Raw genomic sequence first — 17,677 nt, 5'->3', positions numbered from 1 at the left:
CCGCAACAGCTCTTGATTTCGCAGCAACGCCTCCGGCGGCCCGTCGTACAACACGCCCCCATCCGCCAGCACCATCACCCGATCCGCGTGAGCCGCGACGAGATCCAGATCGTGCGTCACGGCGATCACGGCCTTGCCCGCCTCGCAAAGCGCATCGAGCCTTTCGAGGATCATTCGCTCCGACGCCTCGTCTTGGCCATAGGTGGGCTCGTCGACGAGCCACACGTCCGCGCCTTGGCGCATCATGACGGCCATGGCGAGTCGCCGCTTCTGCCCCTGGCTGATGCCAAACGGCGACAGATGGGCGCAGCCCGCAAGCCCAAACGCCTGAAGCTCGCGCTCCACGTCGTCCGGCACCTGGTCCCCGAGCACGCGCCCGGCGATTTCGTCCGCCACGCGCTCGTACAAGAACTGGTACTCCGGGTTTTGAAAGGCATAGGCAATGCGCCCGTAGCGGGCCTTCGCCGGCATCCGGTGAACCAGCTCGCCCCGGTAGCGCACCTCGCCCGACGTGGGCCGCCGGAGTCCCGCGAGCACCTCAAGCAGCGACGACTTGCCAGCGCCATTTGGCCCCAACACTGCGAGCCACTCGCCGGGCCGGACCGAAAGGTTAACGTCCCGCCACACGTCGCGCTCACCATATCGGAGGGTGAGGCGGCGCGCCTCGAGCACAGGCGCTTCGTCCGCGCGCAGCGTCGCAGCGCGGCGCCTTTGCCGCGGCGCGCGGCGCGGCGCCTCCTCCGGTCGATACATGGTCCGCACGCGCCCGCCCGGCGCAAGCTCCACCACCGCGTCCGCAACATCGAGGAACGGCTCGTACCGGTGCTCGATGACCATCACCGTCTTCCCCGCCTCCTTCAGGCGGCGGATGACGTCGTAGACGTGGCGGCGCGAATCGGGATCCAGATTCGCGGTCGGCTCGTCGAGGATGACGAGATCCGCGTCCATGGCGAGCGCGGATGCGACGGCGAGCTTCTGCTTCATGCCGCCGGAAAAGACGCTGTGTCGCGCGTCGATCCCCACATCGAGTCCCACGGCCGCCAAGGCGCTTTGCATGTGGGGCGCCATCTCGTCGCGCGAAATCCGCAGGTTCTCGAGGCCGAACGCGATCTCGTCGTCCACCCGGTGCATGCAGAACTGGAGATCCGGATCCTGAAACACATAGCCGATCTTGCCTGGCGCCTGAAGCTCGGGCGCCAGCCGAATTTCGCCCTCCACCCGCGCCTCGATGGAGCGCGGCAAGATGCCCGCGATGGCCATGGCGAGCGTGCTCTTGCCGCACCCGCTCGGGCCGATGAGAAGCAGGCATTCGCCTTTTGAAAGCGATAACGACACGCCGGCGAGCGCGGGCTCCGACGCCTCCTCGTACGTCACGGTCAGGTTGCGCACCTCGAGGGCCAGGGCCCGCTCGATCCCTAAAGCCGCGATCGTCATGCCGACTTCACCGACCGCTTGGCGATCTCGTAATTGCGCAGCGCGCCGGTGCGGGCAAGCGCATCCGCGAGCGCCTTCGGCAACAGGCCGCCGAGCACCGCGCCGCTCACAAGCGAGATGACGACAAACGCGATCTGCGTGCCGAGGTGCAGCTTGTCGCCGCCATATTGGAAATACCATTGGAACATGAAAGCCGCTGACGCCAGTACGCCGGATAGTGCGCACGTACCGGTATTCCACACGCGATAGGCAAAGATGAGGAAGGCAATTTCCGAACCGATACCCTGAATGAGGCCCGAGATCATGTTGGCGAGCCCCCACTGCTCCCCGAGCAAAAGCTCGACGGCCGCCGCCACCAGCTCCGCGATGAGCGCCGCACCTGGGCGCCGCACGATGTACGGAACCATCACGCCGGCGATCATCCAGAGCCCCGTCATGACGCCCTGAAGCGCGTACGCGGTCGCCGGGATGAGGGCGTACAGCACGTCCCACACGCGGTAAATGCCTCCGCAGACAATGGCCAATACAACCATCAGGATGACTTCGCGCAGCCTCCACCTCGACATCGCATTCCGCTCCCCTTTCGTGGAACAGGCCCTGGGAGCGCCGCACGCCACAACGAAAACGCCCTTTTCACCACGCAGGGAAAAGGGCGCACATGGACGATGACGGGCACTTCCTCACGCTGGTATTACCCAGATCGAGTCCACAGGGTTGGCGCATGTCCGCCTCTCAGCCTTCCGGCACCCCTAGGCCCTTCTCACGATGAAATTGTTCGACTTCAGTGTATCACCGCGGCGCAAAAGGCACAAGCCGCATGCCTCAGAACCGCTCTCGGATGAGCATGGCGGCGTTCAAAATGAGAAGCACGTTGGACATGATCCAGATGCCCAAGGCGAAACCGCCCCAAAACCCGTCTCCCAGGTGGAGGTATCGGCCGTTCGCGAGCAACATCGAATTCATGGCCATCGTCAGGGCCAGGATGGCGAGCCGCTGCCGCTTGGACAGGCGCTTGCGGCAGGGCGTGCGCAGAAATGCGAACCACGAGCGCATGTGGATCCTCCTTGCGGCGCCCGCAGTCTTGAAGTTGCGCCGCGACGTTCAGAATCTTATGATGAATGGTAACATCAGGTTCGTTTCACGTCAAGCTAGCGGCAGGCCGTGCGTTTCAAGTTGTCGGTGCCCAAAACCGTCGGCATGCACAGCGAGCGAAGGATAAGAGCGAAAGCTAAGGGGATGCACACATATCAAGGACCCACGCATAAGCCTTCGTCCACAGCGATTCGCTGCTCGTGCACGGGGGTTGGACGGCCGCGGGCCGGGCACGCCGACGTGATGGCGCCTCCATGGCGCAGCAGCCCCCGGACGCGCGCGAGCTGGCGCTTTCCCAAACCCTCGAATGAAGCGGCTCAACGTCTTACACAGAGGGCGCTCGCGAACCCGCCGAGCGCCCTCGCGGAAGCGCGGCGCGCACCGCAAGCGATGCGCACCTGGCGCCCTAGGCGCGCAACGCCCGCCGCAAAGTGGCCATCTCGATGGCCCCGAGCGCGGCCTCCGCGCCTTTGTTGCCGGCCTTGGTGCCGGCGCGCTCAATGGCCTGCTCGAGGGTATCCGTGGTCAACACGCCAAACATCACGGGAACGCCCGTGTCGCGGCTGACCTGCGCAATCCCCCGCGCCGCCTCACCCGCGACGTAATCGAAGTGCGCAGTGGCGCCGCGGATCACGCAGCCCAGCGCCACCACCGCGTCATACCGCCCGGACTCCGCCATCCACCGGGCCACCACCGGAATCTCGTACGCGCCGGGCGCCCAGGCGAGTTCAATGTGTTCCTCGGATACGCCGTGGCGCCTGAGCGCGTCCAGAGCGCCCTCGACCAGCTTGCTCGTGATAAACTCGTTGAACCGAGACGCCACAATGCCAATGCGCAAATCCTGTCCGATGAAGTTCCCCTCATACACGCGCACGTGTCATGCTCCTCTCTCGAACGGTCATCCCGCTCTTCTCACAAGTTCAGCAAATGCCCCAGCTTGTCCCGCTTGGTGCGCAGATACGCCTCGTTGTACGGATTGCGGTCCACCTCGAGTGGCACGCGTTCCACGACTTCGAGCCCGTGCCCCGCGATGCCTTTGATTTTGCGCACGTTGTTCGTCAAAAGGCGCATCTTGCGGATGCCGAGATCGCGCAGAATTTGGGCGCCGATGCCGTAGTCGCGCAGATCGTCGGCGAAGCCGAGCCGGTGGTTGGCCTCCACCGTGTCCAGACCCTGATCCTGCAGCGCATACGCCCGGATTTTGTTCAACAGGCCGATGCCGCGCCCCTCTTGGCGCAGATACAACAAGACACCCTTGCCTTCGCGGGCTATCTGGCGCAGCGCGGCGTGAAGCTGAGGCCCGCAGTCGCAGCGCAGGGATCCGAACGCGTCGCCCGTGAGGCACTCGGAGTGCACGCGCACGAGCGTTGGCTCGCCGTCGGAGACATCGCCCATGACGAGCGCGATGTGCTCCTTGTCGTCGATCTCGCTCTCGTACACCACGGCCCGAAAGTGGCCATACATCGTCGGCAACTCCGCTTCAGCCGCGCGGCGCACGAGCTTCTCCGTTCGCTTGCGATAGGCGATGAGATCTGCGATGGTGATAAGTTTGAGCCCAAACCGCTCCGCCACCTGCTCGAGTTGCGGCAGGCGCGCCATGGTGCCGTCTTCGTTCAGAATCTCGCAGATGACGCCGACCTCAGGCTCCCCGCAGAGGCGGGCGAGATCGACCGCCGCCTCGGTGTGGCCTGCACGGCGCAGCACGCCGCCGGGCTTGGCGACGAGCGGGAACACGTGGCCAGGCTTCCGGAAGTCGTCCGGGCCGGTGTCTTCCGACACAATCGCAGCGATGGTCTCGGCGCGCTCGAACGCGGAGATGCCCGTGTGCGTGGTGACGAGATCGACGGAGACGGTGAAGGCGGTGCCGTAGTTGTCGGTGTTGCGCTCGTACATGGCCTCGAGCCCGAGCCGCTTGGCGCGCGCTTCGGTGATGGGCACACACAAAAGCCCGCGGCCGTGCGTGATCATGAAATTCACCACGTCCGGCGTGGCGCGGCTGCCGAGCGCGACAAAGTCCCCCTCGTTCTCGCGGTCCTCGTCGTCTACGACAATGACGACGCGGCCCTGGCGCAGATCATCAAGCGCCTCTTCGATGGTGTTCATCCTCCATGCCCCCTCTTATCGCAAAAACCCGTGCCGCGCCAAAAACGCCGCATCGATGCCGCCTGAAGCACCCGCATCGCCGCGGTACGTCAAGAGCCTCTCCACGTACTTGGCGATCACGTCGCACTCGATGTTGACGGTCTCACCCTCGCGGATCTCGCCGAACCGCGTGACCGCCTGCGTGTGCGGGATGATGGACACCGAGAACCTGTCTTTCTCAGCGCGCATAATCGTGAGACTGACGCCATCCACGGCCACGGATCCTTTGTCCACCATGTAGCGGGCGAGGGACGGATCGACGCGAATGACAAGCACGCGCGCCTCCCCGTCCGGATACACGTCCGTCACGTGGCCAATCCCGTCGATGTGCCCCGTCACGATGTGGCCTCCGAACCGCCCATCGGCGCGCATGGCGCGCTCGACGTGCACGCGGCCGCCGGGCTGAAGCCCGCCGAGGTTGGTGCGCCGCAGGGTCTCGGGGACCGCCGTGGCGGTGAACAAGCCGCTGCCCACCGTCTCCACCGTGAGGCAGACTCCGTTCACAGCGACGCTGTCACCGACCCGCAGGTCGTCCATGAGAAACGGCGCCTCCAACGTAAAGGTGGCCCCGCCGGTGTGGCGAGATACCGCCGCGAGGCGCGCAGTTCCTTCCACAAGTCCGGTGAACATGCTCACACCTCCTCACGATAGTGAATTCGCCCTGTGAGGACGAGATGGTCACCCAGCCATTCGCTCCTCACGCTGTGAAGTTGAACGGCCTCGGCCATCGACTGGGTGAAAGCGCCAGCGAAGGCGGGCAACCCGCTCGCGAGGAGCTTGGGCGCCACATACACGCGCACCTCGTCGATGAGTCGGCTCTGAAGAAGCGCCGACGCAAGCGTGGGCCCGCCCTCCACCAGAAGGGCATTCGCCCCTTCCGCTGCGACGGCCGAAAGCGCCGCGTGCAGATCCAGGTGGCCGTCCCGCTCGGCCACCGGCGCGATGCGGACGTCGCCCTGTTCCGCGAGGCGCCTCGCGGCCGGAGCGGAGGCCATGCGCTCCGACGTGAGGAGAACCGTGCGCCCGGGCGCCGCCAACAGCCGCGCGGTCGGCGGCGTGCGAAGCCGCGTGTCGAACACCACGCGAAGCGGCTGACGATCTCGCCTTGTCCCCGTGGCGAGATCCCTCGCGGTCAACTCGGGATCGTCCGCGAGGACCGTGCCGACGCCGACGCCGATGGCAGGGATGATCTGCCGCAGCCGATGCACGTCCTCGCGCGCCGCGAGTCCGGTCACGTACTGGCTGTGGCCACTCGATGCGGCCACGTGCCCGCTTAGCGTCATGGCTACCTTGTACACCACGTAAGGGCGACCGGTCTCGACGCGGTGAAAGAAGTGGCGGTTCAGTTCGCGCGCCTCCGCTTCGAGCACGCCGACCGTCACCTCGATCCCGGCCTCCTGCAGGCGCTTCACGCCGAGCCCGGCCGTGCGCGGATCCACGTCCAACGTGGCCACCACCACGCGCCGAACGCCTGTGGCGAGGATGGCGTCCGTGCAGGGCGGCGTCCTGCCGTGATGATTGCACGGCTCGAGCGTGACGTAGAGCGTCGCGCCTCGCGCCGCCTCCCCCGCCATGCGCAGCGCATGCACCTCGGCGTGCGGCGTGCCCGCCATCAGGTGTGCGCCTTGGCCCACCACCCGCCCGCCGTTCACGACGATGGCGCCGACCATCGGGTTTGGGGACGTCTGGCCTTCGCCCAGGCGCGCCACCTCAAGCGCCATGTGCATGTACCGCTCGTCTTCGGTCATCGGCCATCTCCCCTTATCCGCCCATGAAAAAGCCCCTGACCATCAGGGGCGAATGGGCAAAAGAGTCTCGGCAAGCTGCGAAAGCGCACGACGTGCGCCAACGCGCCGCCATCCTTCTTTCATCCGGACTATACCGTCGGTACTGGAATCTCACCAGTTCGTGCCTTTCGGCTCGTGGACTGACCGAGTCGTGCGCTCGGATCACCACCGATCGGGAATTGGCCGTTAGGCCTCACCCTGCCCCGAAGGATTGCGCGTTGCGTTCCGGATTCAGTTGTTGTCTTCCATCATGGACGATTCGCGGCCGGATCGCAAGTCCCGGCGCCGCTCAAGATAGCCGAGCGCGTACACGAGCGCGATGGCGACGAGAACGGCCGTCCGGATGAGATCGCCAGGCGCCTGTTCGACGAGCGACAAGCCCACGCCGCAGAGCGCAATCAGAGGCGGCAGCGGCCAGAGCGGCATGCGAAACGGCGCCTGGGCCGATCCGCGGCGCACGCGGTGCACGATGGCCGACACCGCCACCAGCAGGTACATGGTGACAATGATCACGCCGGTGAAGGTGATGAGGTTGTTCAAAGACGTGAAGTAACACAACAGCGCGTTGCCCACGCCGAGCAACACAAATCCCCACTTCGGCACGCCGCGCCGATTCATGCTCGCGAAGAATCGGTTGACGGGTCCTGGCCAACTCCCGTCCCGCGCGGCATCCAGATAGATGCGCGCGTAGGCCAAATTGCCCGTGAGTCCGGTGTCAAACATGGCGATCACGACGCCGACGAGCAAGATGGTGGTCCCGGTCTGGCCCGCGGCCGACTGCGCGATGGACACGAGTGGCAAGTAAGACGATGGGATGACGGTGAACGACGTCTGCGGCACCGCGAGCGTCGCCGCCATCACGGCGAGGACCTCGACCACCACGCTGACGATGGCAGCCAAAAGGACAGAGCGGGGCAGGACGCGGCGGGTCTCGACGGTCTCTTCCGCGAAGTAGAGCGGCCAATCGTAGCCGTTGAACGCAAACAGCGCCGGCACCACCGCGGCCAGAAGGTCCTGCCCGTTCACAGACTGCGGGGCGTGATCGACCCGGATGGGATAGGTGAGGCGCCCGAGGTACGCGAGCGGATGCTGCGCGTGCGCAAACGCCAGCGCCGTGAACGCGAGGATGACCGCGAGCTCCAGCACGAGCATCGCCGTCGCCACGGCGCTCGTTGCGCCGATGCGCTCCAGCGAAAGCCAGGTGACGAGGGCCATCATGGCGACCGCCGTCCAGTTGACCGGGAGCGCCGGGATGAGCGCGTGCAAGTAGGAGGCGGCGGACACGAGGATGCTCGCGGTGATCACGACGCCGAGCACGAGAAAGAGAAAGACGGCGATGAAGCCAAACGGCTCGCCCAGCACGCGCTGCACGATGCGGTACGCACCGCCCGCACCGGGATATGCGGACCCGAGTTCCGCGTAGCAAAACGCCATGGACAGTGCGATGCAGGCGCCGACGAGAAAGGCCCAGAACACGCCCGTGCCCGCCTGAAACAGGGCCGTGTTGTAGACGAGAAAGACGGACGTGGTAGGCGAGATGGCAGCCACGGCGATGGAGAGCACCTGGCGCAGCCCGAGCGACCGGCGAAATCCTTGACCTTCCGAACGCACCACGACATCTCCTCCCCAGAAGCGGCGGGCAATCACGCGCCGCGCTTGAACAAATTCGTAGTTCGAGTATACCGAATTCCCGGACGATTTTGCGGGATTTTGCGTTGAACGAAAGGGAAGTGTATAACTCTTTGTGAGTGGTACGCGTTTGATCCTGGCTCACGAGGAGGCGATGCCTGTGGCGAAGATGAAAGCGGTAGGCCTGTATCGATACCTGCCCATCTCGGATCCGGAGAGCCTGCTGGACCTGGAGGTGGAGCGCCCCCGCCCGCAAGGGCGCGATTTGTTGGTGCAGATCCAGGCTGTCTCCGTGAATCCCGTCGATACAAAGATCCGCGCGCCAAAAGACAGGGTGGAATCCACGCCCAAAATCCTCGGCTTTGACGCCGCTGGAATTGTCGTCGAAACGGGGCCGGAGTGCCAGTGGTACAAGCCAGGCGACGAGGTGTTTTACGCCGGCAGCAACGTGCGGCAAGGCACGAACGCGGAGTACCACCTCGTCGACGAGCGCATCGTGGGCCGCAAGCCGAAGGCGCTCAGCTTTGCCGAAGCCGCCGCACTCCCGCTGACGAGTCTGACGGCCTGGGAAGCGCTAGAGGATCGACTCGGGTTCTCGCTCGACCCCGGCGCGAATCGCGGCACATCGCTGCTCATCATCGGTGCGGCTGGCGGCGTGGGCTCCATCGCGACCCAGTTGGCCAAGCGCGCCGGGTTCACGGTCATCGGCACGGCGTCCAGGCCGGAGACCAAGGAATGGGCCTTGCGGCACGGCGCGGATCACATCCTCGATCACACGCGCCCCTTCCGGCCGCAGCTCGAAGCGCTCGGCTTCCGCGACGTCGACGCCATCCTCTGCCTCAACTCCACCGACAAGCACTGGGAGCCGATGGCGGACGTCATTGCGCCACAGGGCAAGATCTGCTCCATCGTGGAGACGAGCACGCTGCTCAATCTGGAACTCCTGTTTGGCAAGAGCGTGACGTTCGCGTGGGAACTGATGTTCACGCGGCCGCGGTACCAGACGGCGGACATGGCCAGACAGCGCGACATCCTGAATCGAGTGGCCGATCTCGTCGACGCGGGCGAGATTCAAAGCACCATGACGGAACACCTGTCGCCCATCAATGCGGAGAATCTGCGGAAGGCGCATGCGAAGATCGAATCCGGCAGGACCATTGGCAAAATCGTGCTCTCGGGATTCTGAAGAAGGCACAGGGAGCGAGCGCCTTTGCGCTCGCTCCTTTTCACGGCGCGGAAGGAGGGTCTGCGGCGGATGAGATGGCGGATTGCCCGCGGAGCCACTGGCGAAGCGCCATGAGAATGGCCACTGCGATGAGGGCTGTGACGGGCCCCCAAGTCACGTAGACGGTATCGATTGACAGGTGTGCCGCCGCCCAACCGATGGCGACCGAACTCGCCGTCACGACGATGGATGTGAAGGTGTCCGACATGCTCAAGACCCGCCCGTTATAGTCCATATCGGTCAACGAAACCCGCAAATTTGGTTCTATTCCACTCAGGTCTGAAGGGTTTGAAAACCGCTGACATGGAGCAGCACCGTCACATCGACGCGCGCTCCATTTCCGACGCGGTGACCGTCTTCGCCTGCCCCCGGTGTTGACCGAGGAAGAGCGCCAGGAGGATCATCGCGCCACCAGCGTAAAACAGCGCAGACGGCCGTTCCCCAGTGACGACAACCGAAATCAGGACGCCAAACACGGGCTGCAGATACAGCGTGATGGCCGCGCTCGCCACGTCGTGATCCTGCAGGACGAAAATCCAGATCAAATAGGCCGCGGCGGTCGCGAAAAACGCGAGAAATACGAGGCTCCAAAGGCTCACCGGCGTGACGTGGTGCGGCCAGGCATGCCCCGTCCACGCATACAGCGGTATACAGCCGATGCCTGCGGCCAACAGCATGATGGAGGTCGCGCTCGCCGCGGAGACGTCGGCCGTCAGCCTCCCCGAAATGGCGTTGTAGATGGCGTAACAGGCGACGGCGCCGAGCATGAGGAGATCTCCCAAAAGGTAGCCCGCAAACCCGGGCCTCGGGCAACCGGCAACCACCCACGCGCCTGTGGCCGCCAACATCATGGCGAACCATCTGCGCGGGCCAAGCGGCGTCCGAAACGCGAGCGCCGAGACCACGAGGGTCAGAAGTGGCTCGAGCGCAATCGACACCGCGCCGAGCGCCGGCGACGACGCGCGGATTCCCTCCGTCTCCATGGTCACAGGGAGCGTGAAGCCGAGAAGGCCAAGGAGCGAGATGCGGAGCGCCTTCTTCCACGTCCAGACCCCGAGGCGCACGTCGCGCACGACAAAGGGCATGAGAACGAGCCCGCCGACGACCATGCGCGCCATCACGATGAGCGGCGGCGAGAAGCTCTCGGCCGCAAGCCCCGTCGCCGTGAAGCTCGCGGACCAAATCAGATTGGCAAAGATGAGCAGTGCAAACAATCCCCATTTCGGAATACGCAACGAGCCGGCCCCCTCCGTAGCTAATCTACGCCGAGCGACCGGCTCAACTCAAGCCCCCATGTCTTCCGCATTTCACACCTAACGGAACATCGTGGGCCCCTTGCGCGCGCGTGGCAGGGATGTCGCCCGCCGCTCGAGCACGAGATAGTGATCCGTGACAAACGTCAGTCGATAGCCGTTCCGCTCCAACTTGCGAATCACATCGCCGACCGTCATGCCGAGGAAGTCGGCAATCACGACGCGTTCGTCCGAACTGCTCCCCGCGTTCACGACGATCTCGGCGCTGCCCGTGACCAGCGGATGTAGGATGACCACCATGTTTTCCACCTCCATGCTGTATCGAATGCATGAAGGTGGAATGGTGCGCCCGCCAATTTGCAGGCTCCCGTCTCTTACCCTCTCGCGGGCCCTACGCCCGCTTCTCGAGAACCTGCCACACGTCGGCAGGCTGGACGCCCACGTGGCGCCACAGGACAAGCAGGTGATACAACAGATCCGCGGATTCGGCCGCCACCTCGGCCTTCGCCGTCGCGTCGCGCTCGGCCTTCAGGCCCGCGAGCGCCACCTCCACCGCCTCTTCGCCAATCTTCTTGCCCATCCGCTCCGCGCCGTGTGTGAAAAGGTACGTCGTGTAGCTCCCATCCGGCCGCTCGCGGTAGCGGCTGTCGATCACGCCCCACAATCTCGCCAGCGCCGATTCATCCCACGCCACGTTCCCGGGCACATCGCCGGACGCGTCGCTCGCCGCGGGCACATCGCCTTCTTCCGCGCGAACCGCTGCGCCTTCGGGGTTCGGGCCCACCTCCTTCGCCGCCTCCGACGAAACCCCGTCCGGCACCAGGCGGCGATAAAAACACACCTGCTCTCCCGTGTGGCAAGCGGGTCCCTCGGGCACCACCCTGTACAGCACGGCGTCACCGTCGCAGTCCACCCGCACCTCCACCACGCGCTGCACGTTGCCTGACGTCGCACCCTTGCGCCAGTACGCCCGACGGGATCGGCTGTAATACCAGGCGTAGCCCGTCGCAAGCGTCCGCTTCACCGCCTCGCGGTCCGCGTAGGCGAGCATCAACACGTCACCCGTTTCGGCGTCCTGGGCCACCACAGGCACGAGGCCCGTGGCCGCGTCATAGCGGACCCGCGCGAGTTCCACCTCTCCCTTCACAGCGGCCACCGCACCGGCACCCCCCTGTCGCGCAGATACTGCTTCAACGCCGGAATGGCAATCTCCCCAAAGTGAAACACGCTCGCGGCGAGCGCCGCGTCCGCGCCGCCTTCCGTCAGGACCTGAGCGAAATGTTTCATCGATCCGGCCCCGCCGCTCGCGATGACCGGCACGCGGACCGCGTCTGCCACGCGGCGGGTCAAGTCGAGATCGTAGCCCGACTTGGTGCCATCCTTCCGAAAGCTGGTCAAAAGAATTTCTCCCGCGCCAAGTTGCGCCGCGCGCTTGGCCCACTCCACCGCGTCCGTGCCGGTCCCCACTTTGCCGCCCTGAAGCATCACCTCGTAGCGGCCGAGAGGCTCGCTCCAGCGCGCGTCGATGGCCACGACGACGCATTGTTCGCCAAACCGCCACGCGGATTCCTTGATGAGCCGGTGATTCCGATATGCCCCGGTGTTCATCGAGACCTTGTCCGCGCCGGAGAGGAGCAGTCGTCGCACGTCCTCGACGGTGGACACGCCGCCGCCCACGGTGAGCGGCACATTGACCCGCGCGGCCACCTGCTCCACCACCCGCAGCATGGCGAGGCGCCCCTCGCTGGACGCGGAGATGTCGAGCAGCACAAGCTCGTCTGCGCCTTCGCGGCAGTACGCCTCCGCCAACTCCACCGGATCGCCCGCGTCCCTTCGGTTCTCCAAGAAGCTCACGTGCTTCACCACGCGGCCGTCGAGCACGTCGAAACACGGAATGATGCGCTTGGTCAGCACGCGCCTCCCTCCTCTTCCTGCGCGAGGCGCTGAAACAGTTCGCCGAGATGGATGCGCCCATCGTGCAGCGCCTTGCCGATCACGGCCCCAGCGAGGCCCGCCCGGCGCGCCGCCACGACGTCGTCGATAGAACCGATGCCCCCCGAGGTGATGGCAAAAAGCCCCGACTGCTGCACGCCAAGCGCCAGATCCAGATTCGGGCCTTCGCCGGTGCCGTCGCGCTCGACGTCGGTCACGAGCGCCTGGACGAGACCGACTTTGGCGAGCTCGCGGGCGAGATCGAAGATGGACCACTCGGTCTCTTCCAGCCAGCCGGACACCGCGAGGCGCCCCTTGCGGCCGTCGAGCCCTGCGACGAGCCGATGGCCGCCGAACTCCTGCGCCCATTCCGCCACAAGCTCGACATTTCGCACCGCGGTGCCGATGACGACGCGCGCCACGCCCGCCTCCAGCCATCGGGCGATGGCTTCCCGCGTGCGAATGCCGCCGCCCACCTGCACCGCTGCGCCGTAGGATGCGGCCGTCTCGACTATGGAGCGCACCGCCCGCTCGTTCTCGCTTTGGCCGGAGCGGGCGGCGTCGAGATCGACCACGTGCAAGAAGCGAGCGCCCGCGTCGCACAGGCGCCCGGCGACCTCTGCCGGGTGTCCCTCGTAGCGCGTGACCTGCTGGTAGTCGCCCTGGCGTAGGCGAACCACTTCACCACCCAGGATGTCGATGGCCGGGTAGACCGTGAACCCTAGCCCGCTCATGGGCGCACCCCCTCGAGCAACGCCGGATACGCCGCAATGCGCACGAAATTCGCGAGGATGCGCTCGCCCACCGGACCGCTCTTCTCGGGATGAAACTGCGTGCCCATCACGCCGACGCGCGCCACCACCGCGGGCACATCCACGCCGGCGTACGACGTGCTCGCGATCACGTCCTCGCCTCGCTCCGCGACGGCGTAGTAGGAGTGCACGAAGTACACGTAATCCCCCTCCCGCACGTCGCGCAAAAGCGGGTGACGGGGCGCGCGCACCTCGAGGCTGTTCCACCCCATGTGCGGCACCTTCGCCCCATCGGGGAAGCGGACCACGTGCCCGGGGACGAGATCCAGCCCGCGGAAGACGCCATGCTCCTCCGAACTCGTGAACAGAAGCTGCATGCCGAGGCAGATGCCAAGAAGCGGGATGGACCGCGCCACGGCGTCTCGCACCACGTCGCACAGGCCCCGGAGGCGCATCTGGCTCATGGCGTCGCCGAACGCTCCCACGCCGGGCAGGATGACGCCCTGCACGGCACGTTCTTCGCCCATCGCCGCCTCCCATTCGCTGCGCGACGCCACCACGCGTCCCTCGCTGCCCACGCGGCGAAGCCCCCCAAGCACGCTGTGAAGGTTGCCAATGCCGGGATCGAGCACGATGATCATTCCAGCACCCCCTTGCTGCTTCGCACGCCGCCTTCCGTCACCTCGACCGCCTCGCGCAGCGCCTGGCCGAACGCCTTAAACAAGGCTTCCGCCATGTGGTGGTTGTTCTCGCCGTACAGGACCGCGAGGTGCAGCGCCATCCGGGCCTCGTTCGCTACCGACTTGAAGAACTCGTGCACCAGTTCGGTCGGAAACGTGCCGATGCGCGCGTCCGTGAACCGGGCGTGGAGGACGAACGCCGGCCGGCCGGACAGGTCGATCACGGCCCGCGCGAGCGTCTCGTCCATGGGCACGTGGCGCTCTCCGTAGCGGCGGATGCCCGCCTTGTTGCCGAGCGCCTCGCGGATGGCGCGGCCCAAGCACAGCCCGATGTCCTCGACGAGGTGGTGGTCATCCACGTCCACATCGCCGGTCGCCGAGACGGTGAGGTCGAAAGACCCGTGCACCGTAAACAAATGCAGCATGTGGCGCAAAAAGGGGACAGGGAAGTCCATCAATGCGCGGCCCTGACCGTGCAGGTTGAGCGAAAGGCGAACCGAGGTCTCGCCGGTCTCGCGCTCGATGGCCGCGGAAAAGGTGGGGCGTTCCATGCTCGAACTCATCGCAACTCCTCCCTGCGGATGCGCACCGCGTCCCGATGCGCGGTGAGCGATTCGGCCTCCGCCAGCACCTCGATGTAGCGCGCGTGGCGAGCGAGCGTCTCCGCCGTGTAGGTGGCGGCCGTCATCCGGCGCATGAAATCGAGCGTCCCGAGCCCGCTCGAGAACCGCGCGCTGCCGTGCGTCGGCAGCACGTGATTGGTCCCGGCGAAGTAGTCGCCCACCGGTTCCGGCGTGTAGGGGCCGAGAAACACCGCCCCCGCGGTGCGAAGTCCGTCCAGCACGCGCCGCGGGTCCTCCGTCATCACTTCCACGTGCTCCGGCGCCATGTCGTTGACGAGATCGACCGCATCCTGGAGACTTTTCACGCAGACGAGCGCCCCGTGGCGCTCCAGCGCCTCGCGCGCGATGTCCACCCGCGGCAACGCCGCCAGCTGCCGCACGATCTCGGCGTGCACCCGCTCGAGCAGCGCGCGAGACGGGCTCAGGCACACGGCCCCCGCCTCCACGTCGTGCTCCGCCTGGGCGAGCAGATCCGCCGCCACATACGCCGGGTTCGCCGTCTCGTCCGCCACCACCACCACCTCGGTCGGCCCGGCGATGCTGTCGATCCCGACGTCGCCCATCACCATCCGCTTCGCCGTCGCCACGTACACGTTCCCCGGCCCGACGATCTTGTCCACTCTGGCGATGGTCTCGGTGCCGTACGCGAGCGCCGCCACGGCCTGAGCACCGCCCACCGCGTACATCTCCTCGATCCCGACGAGGTGCGCCGCGGCGAGGACCGCCGGGTGAGGCAGGCCGTCCGGCCCCGGCGGCGACACGAGGGCGATGGAGCGGACACCCGCCACTTGTGCGGGGATGACGTCCATCAGCACGGTCGATGGGTAGGCCGCTCGGCCCCCGGGCGCGTACACGCCGACGCGGTGGAGCGGTCGCCACAGCATCTCGAGCGTCTCGCCATCCTCGCCCCGGATGACGATGTCGTTCGGCAGCTGTGCCTCGTGAAAGCGGCGGATGCGCTCCGCCGCGCGCGCGAGCGCCTCCCGCACCTCGGCGCGAAGCGCGCGAAACGCGGCCTCCATCGCCTCCTGCGGCACGCGCAAGGGCGCGTCCACGCCGTCCAACGCCCTCGTCAGCCGCTGCAGCGCGTCGTCGCCCCCCAGGCGCACCTCCTCGACGATGCGCGCCACGCTCCCCCACACGTCCGCGTCGCGGCCGGTCGTTCGCCGCCAGTTGAACGAAGCCTGTTCGATCACGTCGACCCGGTCAAGGCGCATACGCGTTCCTCCTCGCGACGGCCGCCTCGAGGCGCTCCAGGCAGGCCGAGATTTCTCGGTGTTTCATCCGGTAGCTGGATCGGTTGGCCACGAGCCTCGCGGAGATGTCGAGCACCTCGTCGAAGACGACGAGCCCGTTGGCCCGGAGCGTCTCGCCGGTCTGGACGAGATCGAAGATGCGATCCGTCAGACCAATCACGCTCGCGAGCTCGATGGACCCCGCGAGCGGCACAATTTCCACCTGGTGCCCCTGGCTGCGAAAGTACCGGTCGGCGAGCTTCGGGTACTTGGTCGCCACGCGCCGCGGCGCGTGCCGGCGCTCCTCCTCGCGCCCCGCGACGCACAGCTTGCAGCGCGCGACGCCGAGATCCAGCAACTCGTACATCTCCCGCTCCTGCTCGAGCAGGATGTCGTTGCCGACAACGCCGAGATCGGCCACGCCGTAGGCGACGTACGTGGGCACGTCGGCGGGCTTGGCGAGGAGGTAGCGCAGGGTCCAGTCTTGCCAAGGGATCTCGAACACAAGCGCACGGCTCTCGTCCCAGTCGCGCGGATACGCGATGCCGGCCTCTTGCCAGAGCGGCACCACGTCGTCCAGCGTGCGCCCCTTGGCCATCGCCACGGTCAACATCCGGCTTCCCCCTCCTCCTGCGCCTCGAGCACGGCCATGACGCGCTCCACCTCGAACGCAAAGCCGACGGCGGGCGCGCCAGCCCCGAATTGGGCCAAGAGTTCGTCGTACCGCCCGCCCTGCGCGATGGGCGCGCCGACGCCCGGCGCGAACATCTCGAAGACGAGGCCTGTGTAGTAGTCCAGCTCGCGGTGGAGGGCGAGATCGAACGTCACCACGTCCGAGGCGAGGCCCGAGTCGTGAAGGGCATCGGCGAGGCGGCAGAGATACCGCCACGCGTCCCTCACGTCCGCGGCCGCGCGTGGGTCGGCCGCGTCTCGGAGCAGCGCCTCAAGCTCACCTTGCGACGCCTCGCGGCTTCGCTTCGCGGCGTCGCGCTCAGCGGGCGACCACGCGAGCAGATTCGCGAGGAGATCCTCGTCCCTCGCGGCATGCCGCTGCCACAGCTCGCGAAATTGGACATAATTTCCGCTCGTCAGGCACGCGAGGAACGCGCGCGAAAGCGAGGCGGAGATGCCCAGCGCATCGAGCAAGCGCGGCACCAGGCGCGCGTGGCTCACCACGATGCGGTGGCGCCTTACGCCGGCCGCCGCGCTTGCCTCGTGCAACAGGCGCAACACGTCCATATCCACGTCGACGCTCGCCTCTTCGCCGATGCGCTCAATCCCGACCTGCGTCGACTCCGCTGCTTTGCCGCTCGCCCAGGAGAGCGAGGCGGGATCGTCCGTGCGGCGATACACCCGTTCGCAGTAACACCAGCGAATCGGCGTTCGCCCCGCAGCCACGCGTGGCGCCGCCATGCGCGCGATAGACGGGGTCATCTCCGGGCGGAGCGCCACCGCGTGCCCGCCGCCGTCGAAGAGCCGGATCCAGTCGCGGCTCGATTCTGGCGATCTCGCCCGCAAAAGTGTGTCCACGTATTCAAACAGCCCGCTCGTCACGGGCTCATACCCCGCGTCCTCGACAAACGAGAGCAGGCGCGTTTCGACCGCCCTGCGACGCTTGGCAAAGTCCGGATACCCGTCCTGCATCCCCGGGGGTCGGTCCGCGAACCCGCGCACCGCCTCCCAAGCGCGAGCACCCCACGCGCTTGACGTAAGATTCATGCCTCTTCAGCCTCCACGCCTTCTCTGCGCCCATGCGGCATTCTTTACTTCGCTAATATGCTAAAGCAAGCATATCGGACACGAGCTTGCATTGCAACAGGGGAATCTAGGCGTGCATCCGCGGCAAGTCCCGGCACACCCGCATACGGTGGAACGAACCACGTACAGAGGAGG

Annotated in this window: 19 protein-coding genes, 2 pseudogenes and 2 riboswitches; of the genes and pseudogenes, 1 reads left to right on the top strand and 20 read right to left on the bottom strand. The window is 66.4% G+C overall.

The window, feature by feature from the left end; genetic code table 11:
• Nucleotides 1–213: 213 nt before the first annotated feature.
• The 9 genes and pseudogenes from TC41_RS17365 to TC41_RS04355 form a co-directional block, all read right to left on the bottom strand.
• A pseudogene (locus TC41_RS17365) lies at nt 214–612 on the bottom strand (ABC transporter ATP-binding protein); the annotation flags it as partial.
• A gap of 243 nt (nt 613–855) precedes the next feature.
• Nucleotides 856–1,434: pseudogene (locus tag TC41_RS17360) on the bottom strand (ABC transporter ATP-binding protein); the annotation flags it as partial.
• Nucleotides 1,431–2,000 carry an ECF transporter S component gene (locus tag TC41_RS04385; protein WP_014463804.1) on the bottom strand — a complete coding sequence of 190 codons (570 nt, stop codon included), beginning with the start codon at nt 1,998–2,000 and terminating at the stop codon, nt 1,431–1,433. The pseudogene TC41_RS17360 and the gene TC41_RS04385, both read right to left, overlap by 4 nt.
• Nucleotides 2,001–2,094: 94 nt before the next feature.
• Nucleotides 2,095–2,195: riboswitch (TPP riboswitch) on the bottom strand.
• A gap of 61 nt (nt 2,196–2,256) precedes the next feature.
• Nucleotides 2,257–2,487: a hypothetical protein gene (locus TC41_RS04380; protein WP_014463803.1), complete on the bottom strand. Its 231-nt coding sequence runs from the start codon at nt 2,485–2,487 to the stop codon at nt 2,257–2,259.
• A 445-nt stretch (nt 2,488–2,932) separates the two neighbouring features.
• Nucleotides 2,933–3,400: a 6,7-dimethyl-8-ribityllumazine synthase gene (gene ribH, locus TC41_RS04375; protein ID WP_014463802.1), complete on the bottom strand. Its 468-nt coding sequence runs from the start codon at nt 3,398–3,400 to the stop codon at nt 2,933–2,935.
• Nucleotides 3,401–3,438: 38 nt separating this feature from the next.
• The gene (locus tag TC41_RS04370; RefSeq protein WP_014463801.1) at nt 3,439–4,629 is read right to left on the bottom strand and encodes a bifunctional 3,4-dihydroxy-2-butanone-4-phosphate synthase/GTP cyclohydrolase II; all 1,191 of its coding nucleotides are present in this window, start codon (nt 4,627–4,629) and stop codon (nt 3,439–3,441) included.
• Nucleotides 4,630–4,644: 15 nt separating this feature from the next.
• Nucleotides 4,645–5,298 carry a riboflavin synthase gene (locus TC41_RS04365; RefSeq protein WP_014463800.1) on the bottom strand — a complete coding sequence of 218 codons (654 nt, stop codon included), beginning with the start codon at nt 5,296–5,298 and terminating at the stop codon, nt 4,645–4,647.
• Between the two features lie 2 nt (nt 5,299–5,300).
• Nucleotides 5,301–6,416, bottom strand: a complete 1,116-nt coding sequence (gene ribD / locus TC41_RS04360; RefSeq protein ID WP_014463799.1) for a bifunctional diaminohydroxyphosphoribosylaminopyrimidine deaminase/5-amino-6-(5-phosphoribosylamino)uracil reductase RibD — start codon at nt 6,414–6,416, stop codon at nt 5,301–5,303.
• A gap of 107 nt (nt 6,417–6,523) precedes the next feature.
• A riboswitch (FMN riboswitch) is annotated at nt 6,524–6,670 on the bottom strand.
• 16 nt (nt 6,671–6,686) lie between these two features.
• On the bottom strand, nt 6,687–8,069 hold the full coding sequence (locus tag TC41_RS04355) for an APC family permease (protein ID WP_041695032.1): 1,383 nt from the start codon (nt 8,067–8,069) through the stop codon (nt 6,687–6,689).
• Between the two features lie 169 nt (nt 8,070–8,238).
• Here TC41_RS04355 and TC41_RS04350 point away from each other — a divergent pair, with 169 nt between their 5' ends.
• Nucleotides 8,239–9,270 (top strand): zinc-binding alcohol dehydrogenase family protein, encoded by a 1,032-nt coding sequence (locus tag TC41_RS04350; protein ID WP_041695031.1) that lies wholly within the window; start codon nt 8,239–8,241, stop codon nt 9,268–9,270.
• A gap of 40 nt (nt 9,271–9,310) precedes the next feature.
• On the opposite strand, the gene TC41_RS04345 is transcribed toward TC41_RS04350, so the two are convergent.
• The 11 genes from TC41_RS04345 to TC41_RS04295 form a co-directional block, all read right to left on the bottom strand.
• Nucleotides 9,311–9,544, bottom strand: a complete 234-nt coding sequence (locus tag TC41_RS04345) for a hypothetical protein (protein ID WP_041695030.1) — start codon at nt 9,542–9,544, stop codon at nt 9,311–9,313.
• 82 nt (nt 9,545–9,626) lie between these two features.
• Complete coding sequence (locus TC41_RS04340) at nt 9,627–10,544, bottom strand: DMT family transporter (protein ID WP_014463795.1); 918 nt, start codon at nt 10,542–10,544, stop codon at nt 9,627–9,629.
• A 78-nt stretch (nt 10,545–10,622) separates the two neighbouring features.
• Nucleotides 10,623–10,862: a hypothetical protein gene (locus tag TC41_RS04335; protein WP_081462245.1), complete on the bottom strand. Its 240-nt coding sequence runs from the start codon at nt 10,860–10,862 to the stop codon at nt 10,623–10,625.
• A 91-nt stretch (nt 10,863–10,953) separates the two neighbouring features.
• On the bottom strand, nt 10,954–11,718 hold the full coding sequence (hisIE, locus tag TC41_RS04330; protein ID WP_014463793.1) for a bifunctional phosphoribosyl-AMP cyclohydrolase/phosphoribosyl-ATP diphosphatase HisIE: 765 nt from the start codon (nt 11,716–11,718) through the stop codon (nt 10,954–10,956).
• Entirely contained in the window at nt 11,706–12,476 is a 771-nt protein-coding gene (hisF, locus tag TC41_RS04325; protein WP_014463792.1) for an imidazole glycerol phosphate synthase subunit HisF, read from the bottom strand. Before hisF ends, hisIE begins: the two co-directional genes overlap by 13 nt.
• On the bottom strand, nt 12,470–13,228 hold the full coding sequence (gene hisA / locus TC41_RS04320; RefSeq protein ID WP_014463791.1) for a 1-(5-phosphoribosyl)-5-[(5-phosphoribosylamino)methylideneamino]imidazole-4-carboxamide isomerase: 759 nt from the start codon (nt 13,226–13,228) through the stop codon (nt 12,470–12,472). Before hisA ends, hisF begins: the two co-directional genes overlap by 7 nt.
• On the bottom strand, nt 13,225–13,887 hold the full coding sequence (gene hisH, locus TC41_RS04315) for an imidazole glycerol phosphate synthase subunit HisH (RefSeq protein ID WP_014463790.1): 663 nt from the start codon (nt 13,885–13,887) through the stop codon (nt 13,225–13,227). Before hisH ends, hisA begins: the two co-directional genes overlap by 4 nt.
• Nucleotides 13,884–14,489 carry an imidazoleglycerol-phosphate dehydratase HisB gene (hisB, locus tag TC41_RS04310; protein ID WP_014463789.1) on the bottom strand — a complete coding sequence of 202 codons (606 nt, stop codon included), beginning with the start codon at nt 14,487–14,489 and terminating at the stop codon, nt 13,884–13,886. The genes hisH and hisB overlap by 4 nt, the downstream gene beginning before the upstream one ends.
• Entirely contained in the window at nt 14,486–15,766 is a 1,281-nt protein-coding gene (hisD, locus tag TC41_RS04305) for a histidinol dehydrogenase (RefSeq protein ID WP_014463788.1), read from the bottom strand. Before hisD ends, hisB begins: the two co-directional genes overlap by 4 nt.
• Nucleotides 15,756–16,397: an ATP phosphoribosyltransferase gene (gene hisG, locus TC41_RS04300; RefSeq protein WP_014463787.1), complete on the bottom strand. Its 642-nt coding sequence runs from the start codon at nt 16,395–16,397 to the stop codon at nt 15,756–15,758. Before hisG ends, hisD begins: the two co-directional genes overlap by 11 nt.
• Complete coding sequence (locus TC41_RS04295; RefSeq protein ID WP_041695029.1) at nt 16,391–17,503, bottom strand: ATP phosphoribosyltransferase regulatory subunit; 1,113 nt, start codon at nt 17,501–17,503, stop codon at nt 16,391–16,393. Before TC41_RS04295 ends, hisG begins: the two co-directional genes overlap by 7 nt.
• Nucleotides 17,504–17,677: the final 174 nt, after the last annotated feature.

The sequence above is a fragment of the Alicyclobacillus acidocaldarius subsp. acidocaldarius Tc-4-1 genome (assembly GCF_000219875.1).
In the GTDB taxonomy this organism is placed as follows: Bacteria; Bacillota; Bacilli; order Alicyclobacillales; family Alicyclobacillaceae; genus Alicyclobacillus; species Alicyclobacillus acidocaldarius_A.
This window is presented reverse-complemented; position numbering and strand designations above follow the sequence as displayed.